Origin of the sequence: Actinokineospora guangxiensis, assembly GCF_042657845.1 — a bacterium.
Classification (GTDB): domain Bacteria; phylum Actinomycetota; class Actinomycetes; order Mycobacteriales; family Pseudonocardiaceae; genus Actinokineospora; species Actinokineospora guangxiensis.
Map to the genome: position 1 here is coordinate 762,874 of NZ_JBHSKF010000002.1, position 7,364 is coordinate 770,237.

General features: G+C 75.6%; 11 protein-coding genes. 8 read left to right on the forward strand and 3 right to left on the reverse strand.

All coding sequences use genetic code 11. From position 1 onward, the window contains the following. Nucleotides 1-47: 47 nt before the first annotated feature. Entirely contained in the window at nt 48-632 is a 585-nt protein-coding gene (locus ACFPM7_RS06795; protein WP_378244975.1) for a hypothetical protein, read from the reverse strand. 40 nt (nt 633-672) lie between these two features. Next, nucleotides 673-1,677: an Acg family FMN-binding oxidoreductase gene (locus ACFPM7_RS06800; protein WP_378244977.1), complete on the reverse strand. Its 1,005-nt coding sequence runs from the start codon at nt 1,675-1,677 to the stop codon at nt 673-675. Nucleotides 1,678-1,829: 152 nt separating this feature from the next. Between ACFPM7_RS06800 and ACFPM7_RS06805 the strand changes: the two genes are divergently transcribed. From ACFPM7_RS06805 to ACFPM7_RS06830, 6 genes are read left to right on the forward strand one after another with little or no spacing between them, the layout of a single operon-like run. After that, a complete protein-coding gene (locus tag ACFPM7_RS06805) occupies nt 1,830-2,537 on the forward strand; it encodes a CBS domain-containing protein (protein ID WP_378244979.1) in 708 nt (235 codons plus the stop codon). Beyond that, on the forward strand, nt 2,534-3,361 hold the full coding sequence (locus ACFPM7_RS06810; protein WP_378244981.1) for a universal stress protein: 828 nt from the start codon (nt 2,534-2,536) through the stop codon (nt 3,359-3,361). Before ACFPM7_RS06805 ends, ACFPM7_RS06810 begins: the two co-directional genes overlap by 4 nt. A gap of 3 nt (nt 3,362-3,364) precedes the next feature. Then, nucleotides 3,365-4,504 carry an acyltransferase family protein gene (locus ACFPM7_RS06815; RefSeq protein WP_378244983.1) on the forward strand — a complete coding sequence of 380 codons (1,140 nt, stop codon included), beginning with the start codon at nt 3,365-3,367 and terminating at the stop codon, nt 4,502-4,504. 45 nt (nt 4,505-4,549) lie between these two features. Beyond that, nucleotides 4,550-5,014 carry a universal stress protein gene (locus tag ACFPM7_RS06820; RefSeq protein WP_378244985.1) on the forward strand — a complete coding sequence of 155 codons (465 nt, stop codon included), beginning with the start codon at nt 4,550-4,552 and terminating at the stop codon, nt 5,012-5,014. Between the two features lie 22 nt (nt 5,015-5,036). Further along, nucleotides 5,037-5,297, forward strand: a complete 261-nt coding sequence (locus tag ACFPM7_RS06825; protein WP_378244987.1) for a DUF1918 domain-containing protein — start codon at nt 5,037-5,039, stop codon at nt 5,295-5,297. 5 nt (nt 5,298-5,302) lie between these two features. Then, on the forward strand, nt 5,303-5,593 hold the full coding sequence (locus tag ACFPM7_RS06830) for a BON domain-containing protein (protein ID WP_378244989.1): 291 nt from the start codon (nt 5,303-5,305) through the stop codon (nt 5,591-5,593). Between the two features lie 61 nt (nt 5,594-5,654). Here ACFPM7_RS06830 and ACFPM7_RS06835 read toward each other — a convergent pair whose 3' ends face one another. Then, complete coding sequence (locus ACFPM7_RS06835; RefSeq protein WP_378244991.1) at nt 5,655-6,239, reverse strand: CBS domain-containing protein; 585 nt, start codon at nt 6,237-6,239, stop codon at nt 5,655-5,657. Between the two features lie 242 nt (nt 6,240-6,481). Between ACFPM7_RS06835 and ACFPM7_RS06840 the strand changes: the two genes are divergently transcribed. Continuing rightward, nucleotides 6,482-7,237: a hypothetical protein gene (locus ACFPM7_RS06840; protein ID WP_378244993.1), complete on the forward strand. Its 756-nt coding sequence runs from the start codon at nt 6,482-6,484 to the stop codon at nt 7,235-7,237. Beyond that, nucleotides 7,234-7,364 (forward strand): cytochrome ubiquinol oxidase subunit I (locus ACFPM7_RS06845; protein ID WP_378245041.1); only part of this gene is annotated, 131 nt, incomplete at its 3' end. The genes ACFPM7_RS06840 and ACFPM7_RS06845, both read left to right, overlap by 4 nt.

Here is a 7,364-nt window from a genome sequence, read left to right on the forward strand (position 1 = left end):
CGGCGCGAGGTCCCGGCACCGCGGTGCCGGGACCTCGCGCTTCGGGTTCACCGCAGCCAGCGGTTGCGGTCCACCACGTCGAGTCGCGCCCAGCGCGCGCCCAGCCCCCACACCTCGCCGGCCGCGGCCGCGGCGATGACGATGAGCACGAGCGCGTAGACGACGTGGTAGTCCAGCAGCGGGTTGGTGGAGCGGGTCAGCTCCCCGGCGTCGGTGTGGCGCGCGAGCGGCCATTCCGCGACCCACATGAGCAGCATCTGCAGCGAGCCCGCGACGGCGGCGACCCGCAGGCCGACGCCGAGCAGCAGCGCGCCGCCGATGCCGAGCAGACCGGCCATGAACAGCCAGTCCGCCCACGCCTGCCCGGCCCAGGAGCGGAACATCCCGGCGAAGGGGCCGTGCTCCAAGCCGCCGAGGAAGCCCTTGGTCGGCGAGCCGCCGCCGATCCAGGCGTTGGCTGAGCCGGTGGCGTAGCCCAGGCCGAACAACTTGTCGAGGAACGCCCAGGTGAAGACCAGGCCCATGACGATGCGCAGCGCGGCGAGGAGCCGGGCGAGGGCCGTCGGACCCCGGTCGGCCGCTGTCGCCCGCGCGGCGCTGGCGGCGGGGCGTTCGGTGTGGTGCACGGACATGGTGTCCTCCAGGGGTGTCGGGTGGTCAGGACGCTTGTGGTCAGGGCGCGGCGCCGGGTGAAGCCGTGAGCAGCTCCGCGACCGGCCGCCGCGGGGAGGCCGGCAGCGGCGCGGCCGAGGCGTGCGGCCAGCCGACGCGCAGCACCAACTGCGGGACCGCCGACCCGTCGAGCACGCGGTCGCGGACGGCCGCCCGGGTGGCGGGCACCTCCAGCGGCTGCGAGAGCGGGCAGGTGGCCATGCCCGCGGCGGTCGCGGCGAGCAGCACGGCGCTGGCGGCCTCGCCTGCTCGCAGGCGCGAGAGCGCGTCGTCGCCCGAGGTGGCCAGCACCAGCAACGCCCCGGCGTCGTCCTCGTAGGCGTCGGCGGGGGAAGGGGTCAGGGTGCCCGCGCTGAAGTCGCGCATGCGCACCCCGCCGTGCGCGACCGCGGCGGCGGGTGCGGCCGACATCGGCACACCGTCGGCCGCACCCCGCCCGCGCCCGGTCCACAGCCGCAGTTCCGAGCCGTACCCGTCTGCGCGGTCCTGTTCCACGGCAGCGAGGTCGATCGCCGCGGTCAGGGCCTGGCGGTGCCCGCCGTCGGTGACCGGGATCGCGAGCACACCCTCTTCCGCGGCCCGCTCGGCGAACAGGTCGAGGTACTGGACGGGCACCGGCCACGAGGAGTAGCCGCGCCGGTCGGTGCGCCGCCTGCCGATGGCCGAGATCAACCCGATCTGCTCGTCGGTGGCCGCGGCCGGATGCGGCTCCACCGCGGCGAGGTGGGTCGGGTCGGCGGGGTTGGGCAGCCGGTGCACCCGGGTCGCCCAGCCGAGCCCGGCGAAGGCGGCGCGCAGGTGGTGCAGCGCCGCACCGCAGCTGACCAGCAGGTCCCGGCCGTCCGGGTCGGTGGCGGGGAGCCTGCGGCCCTCGTCGGCGACGAGGTGCACGGACCCGGGGCCGAGGCGCCAGAGCCACGGTTGGGTGTTGTGCACCGACGGTGCGCGCCCGGCCAAGGCGAGGGCGGTGCGGATCGTGCCGTCGTCCGGTCTTCCTGGGCTCATCCGGGCCTCCTCTGTCCGCTCGCCACCAGCACACCCCCCGGCCCCGCTGGGCAGGAGGGTCCAAGGTGGGCATCGGCCCGGGACCTTGGCTCCCTGCGCCCAGCGCGCGGCGGGATTTCACTGGGGTGCACGAGATCCCAGGGAGGTCCGAGATGAGCAAGCGCACCGTCGCCGACGTCATGACCCGCGAGGTGGTCACCGCCCGCCCCGACACCGGCTACGCCGACCTGGTGCGGCTGATGGCCGACAACTCCGTCAGCGCCCTGCCGGTGACCGGTGTGGACGGCACCGTCGTCGGCGTCGTGTCCGAGGCCGACCTGCTCGCCAAGGAGAGCGCCCGCGCCGACGGACGGCCGCACTCCCTGGTGGCCCTGCTGCGCAGGCACCACGACCGGGACCGCGCCGCCGCCGCCGTCGCTGCCGGGCTGATGAGCACCCCGGCGGTCACCACCACGCCCCGGACGCGGGTGAACGAGGCGGCCAGGACGATGGCCGAACACCGGGTCAAGCGGCTGCCGGTGGTCGAGGGGGGTGTGCTGGTCGGCGTGGTCAGCCGCGCCGACCTGCTGGGCGTCTTCCTGCGCGGCGACGACGAGATCGCCGCCGAGATCCGCCGCGACGTCTTCGAGCGCTCCCTGGACACCCCGGCCGAGCGGGTCCGCGTCGCCGTCGCCGACGGGCACGTCGTGCTCGACGGCGAGGTCGAGCGGCGCAGCTGGGTCCGGGTCGCCGCCGAACTCGCCGAACGGGTCGACGGGGTCGTCTCGGTCATGAACCGGCTCAGCTGGTCCTGGGACGACACCGGGGTGACGATTCCGGAGGCCATGGCGGTCGACATCCGGCACGAGCCCCGGCCATGACCGGCTTGGCCCCGGTGGTCGTCGGCGTCGACGGCTCCGAGTCCGCCGTCGACGCCGCCGTCTGGGCCGGGGAGGAGGCCCGGCGGCTTGGCGTGCCGCTGCGCTTGGTGCACGTGTGCGCGCTGCCGCCCGTCGCCGACCGCGCGGACCGACCGGCGTGGGTGGCCGAGCTGCTCGACTACGGCCACACCGCCCTGGACACGGCCCGATGCGCGGCGGGCGCTGAGGCGAGCACCGATCTGCTCATGGGCTCCACCGTCGCCGTCCTGGTCGAGGAATCCGCGCACGCGCGCGAAGTCGTGCTCGGCTACCGCGGCCTCGGGAGCTTCCACCGCGCCCTCGTCGGCTCGGTCGCGCTGGCCTTGGCCGCGCACGCGGCATCCGCGGTGGTTGTCGTGCGCGGCGCGACAACCACCACCGGCCCGGTCGTCGTCGGGGTGGACGGCACCCCCGCGGGCGACGCGGCGCTCGCCTACGCCCTCGCCGCGGCGAGGTCTCGCCGCACCCGGCTGGTGGCCCTGCACGCCTGGTCCGCCCTCGAATGCGCGGACACCTGGCACCGGGACCCCTCCCGTGAGGACCGCGCGGCCCGCGCAGATCGGGTTCTGGCCGAACGCGTCGGGGACGCCGCGGACGTCGAGCGCGTCGTCTGCGAGGACCGCCCGGTCCGAGCCCTGCTCCGGCTGGCCGGGGGAGCGGCGCTCGTCGTGGTCGGCACTCGCGGCACCGGCGAGTTCGCGGGCATGGGCCTGGGCTCCACCAGCCAGGCCGTCCTGCACCACGCCCCGTGCCCGGTGGCCGTCATCGGCCCGAACGCGAGCTGAACCGTGACCGCGCGCCTGGCCCACGTCGACGGGCTCAAGGCGGGGCTGGTCGCCTGGATCATCGGCGGACATGCCCTGCTCGGCTACTCCGCCGTCGGCGGGTGGCCCTACGACGAGGTCAACGAGGTCACCTTCCAGCCCGCCGTGGAGGCGGTGCTCGCCGCGCTGATCGGTCCCAGCGGCCTGTTCGTCATCGGCGTGCTGTTCTTCCTCGCCGGGCTCTTCACCCCCGCCGCGCTCGCCCGCGCGGGCAGAGCCGCCTACCTGCGTGGGCGGCTCGTCCGGCTCGGCGTGCCGTTCGCGGTGTCGGCCCTGCTGGTGTGGCCGCTGTCGGTGTGGGTGGCCTACCGCGCCGCCGGGTGGGAGGTGTCCCCGTGGTGGGTGTTCGCCCACCGCGACCCGCCGTTGGACTCCGGCTCGCTGTGGTTCGCCGCCGTGCTCCTGCTCTTCTCAGCGGTGTACGCGCTGCTGCCGCACCGAACCCACGCCACCCGCGCCACCCGTGCTGCCCGCCCGCTCGGCGCACGGCACCTGGTCGCGCTCGCCGCGGCCATCGCCGCCACCACGTTCCTCGTGCGTTTGGCCTTCCCCGCGCGCAGCGGTCAGCCCGGCGACCTGCACCTGTGGCAGTGGCCCCAGTGCGCCGCCATGTTCGCGTTCGGGACGATCGCGGCCCGCCACGGGTGGGCGAGCGCGATACCCGACCCGGTGCACCGGGTCTGCGGCCTGTTCGCCTGCACCGCGCTGGTCGTGGTCCCGGCCGCCGGCCTGCTCGCTGGCCTGGGCGAGCTGGACTCGGCGTCGCGGCCCTACCTCGGCGGCTGGTCGGTGCCCGCCGCGGCCCTCGCCGTCGCCGAAGCGGTCCTCGTCGTCGCGGGCGCGATCGTCCTGCTCGGCGCCGCGCAGCGGCGGATCACCGGGAACTCGGAGTTCCGGCACCGGGTCTCCGACGCGGCCTTCGCCGCGTTCGTCATCCAGGGCCCCGTCCTCATGCTGCTGGCGAGCGCCCTGCGCCCGCTCCCGACACCCGCCGAGGTCAAGGCCCCGGTCGTGGGGCTGCTCGCGGTGGCCGTGTGCTTCGGCGTCGGCGCCTTCGCGCGCAGGCCCAGCGGGTCGGGGTCGAAGGTCCCGTCCGCCGGGTGACTGTCGAGCGTGTCGCGGCGACATCGGCGGGAGCACGATCGTGGTGTGACCGAACGGAAGGAGCGCACAGTGAAGACCGACCCCGCACCCCTCGTCGTGGGCCTGGACGGCTCCGAACTCGGTGCCGCCGCGCTGGACTGGGCGGCCGCCGAAGCCGCTCGCCGCGGCGCCCGCGTCGTCGCCGTCACCGTCGACCCCGGCTCGGCCGACCTCGACGCCGCCGCCGAACACGTGCGGCGCGCCGTCCACGCGCACCCCGGGGTCACCATCACCCACGAGCGGCGCACCGGCCTCATCGCCGACACCCTGCTGTCCGCGGCCGACGGGGCGGCGATGCTGGTCATCGGCAGCCACGGCGCGAACGGCGTCCTGTCGGCACTGCTCGGCTCGGTCGCCGCCTACTGCGTCCGGCACGCGCGCGGGCCCGTCGTCCTCATCCCGCCCGCGCTCGCGGCCCCCACCGGCGCCCGACGCCCCGACTCCGCGCTCACGCCCGGCCCGCTGCTGTGAGCCCGACCCGAGGGAGATCCCCGTGCACGCACGACCAGGTGACTGGCTGATCGTCGAACGCCAGGACGACCACCGCGAAGCCCGTCGAGGCCGCGTCGACGAGGTCACCGGCGCCGACGGCGGCCCGCCTTTCCTCGTCCACTGGACCGACACCGACCGCCGCGCCCTGGTCTACCCCGGGTCCGACGCGCACGTCCTGACCCCCGACGAGATACGGGCCCGCGACGACTCCGCCCGCGCCCGCGCCGACCGGCTCCACCGCGCCACCCGGACCCGCAGGTGATCACCATGACCAGCACGCTCATCCCCACCCCGAGGACCGCCGAACAGCCCCCGGACCCCCTCTCCGCCGCGCGCGCGGCGCTGCGCACCGTGCCCGGCGTCGACACCAGCTCGATCCGCGCGGCCGTGCAGGACGGCCACGTCCTGCTCGTCGGCCGGGTCCAGTGGAGCAGCGAAGCCGCCGCCGTCGGCCGCCACCTGCGCCGTGTGCCCGTCCTGCACGGACTGCACAACCGCATCGGCTTCCAGTACGACGACGACCCCCGCCACCAGGCCTGGCGCCACGCCGAGCCCTGAGCGGTGTCGAGCCCTGACCGGTTCAGCGGGCCTCGGGGAACGTCCCCGGGGCCCGCTGACCTCAGTCCCGCCAGGCCAGATCCGTCCGCTCGCCACCGGCCGCCTCGACGGCGAGGACACCGTCGAGCGTGCGCACCAGAGCGGTGATCACCCGCCGCTCGGCCTCGTCGGCGAAGGAGCCCCGCACCCGGACGACCCCCTCGGCCACGGTGATCGACCAACGGCGGGTGCTGCCCGCGTAGTCGTCCAGCAGCGCCCGGACCCGGCCCGCGACCACGTCGTCGTCGCGGACGAGGACGCGCAGCAGGTCCTGCCGCGAGACGATCCCCACCAGGACCCCCTCCTCGACCACCGGCAGGCTCCGCAGGTGGTGGCGCAGCATCCGGTCCGCGGCGGTGGCGGTGTCGTCGGCGGGGCCGACCACCTCGACCGGCGTCGTCATCACCTCGGCGACCGCGCGCCCGGGCACCTGCACGCCGCGCCGCAGCGCGTCCGCCTGCCCGAACACCCCGATGACCCGTTCGGCGTCGTCGAGGACGGGCAGGGCGGCGAAGCCGCCGTCGGCCAGGGCCGCGGTCGCCTCCCGCACAGGGGTGTCGGCCCGCACGGAGACGACCGGCCTGCTCATGATGTCCCGCACCCGCATCGCTGCCTCCACATCGGACGTGCTCGCCGTTGGCCCCAACCAGCCCAGCACACGCGCCCGGAGCGGACATCGTCCCGAAGCCCCCTCTCGCACGGGACTTCCGCCGCGCTCCGGTGGGACCGACGCGGTCCTCGGGCCCGGCGGAACGCGACCGAAGTCCCTCGCTCGACCGCCCTCCGCGGAGAAGCCTTTCCTTCGCGCCTCGGCGCGTGTGGACATCCCGGATCGGCACAGGAGACACCATGAGCCTGGCTCCCCTCAACGACCTGCCCGCGCCCATCGTGCGGGTGACCGGCGTGCGCGGCATCGGCATCGCCGAGTACGCGACCGCGGAGATCTCCACGGTCCTGCGCCGCGCGGACAAGCCCGTCGACCGCATCCGGATCACCGTGGCCCGCACCGCGGACCCCGCCGAGCCGATGGAGGCCAGCGCGCACGTCCACCTCGGCCACGACGACATCGAGGCGTCGGCGACCGCGGCCACCGCGCGCACCGCCGTCGACCGGCTCGCCGACCGGCTGCGCCGCCGCCTCGCCGCGGGACAGCGGCACGGCAGGGCGCACCACCCGAGCCGGACCGTCGCCGCGGGCCCGGCCCCCGGCCGCGCGATCGTCGCCCACCCGAGCTACAGCAACCCGGGCTGCACCGTCGAGGACGCCATCGCCGACATGGCCGACCTCGGCTACGAGGTGCACCTCTACACCGACGCCAACGGTGAGGACTGCCTGCTCCAGCACGTCGAGGGCGGCCACATCCTCAGCGGCGCCCACGGCAGGCCGCCGTGGCGCGCGGGAGACCCGGCGCTGCTGGTCCGCGACGACCGCGCACCCTGGCTCACGACCGCGCAGGCCACCGCCCGGCTGGACCTCTCCGGCGAGCTGTTCCTGTTCTACGTCGAGCACACCGACCGCCGCGCCCGCCTGCTGTACGTGCGCGACATCGACGGCTTCGGCCTCGTCGTCCCCATGGACCTGTGGGCGCGGGGGGTGCGCGGGTGAACGTTCTCGACCTGGCGCGGTGGCAGTTCGGTATCACCACCGTCTACCACTTCCTGATGGTGCCGCTCACCATCGGACTGTCCATCCTGGTCGCCGGGATGCAGACCGCGTGGGTGCGCACCGGCAA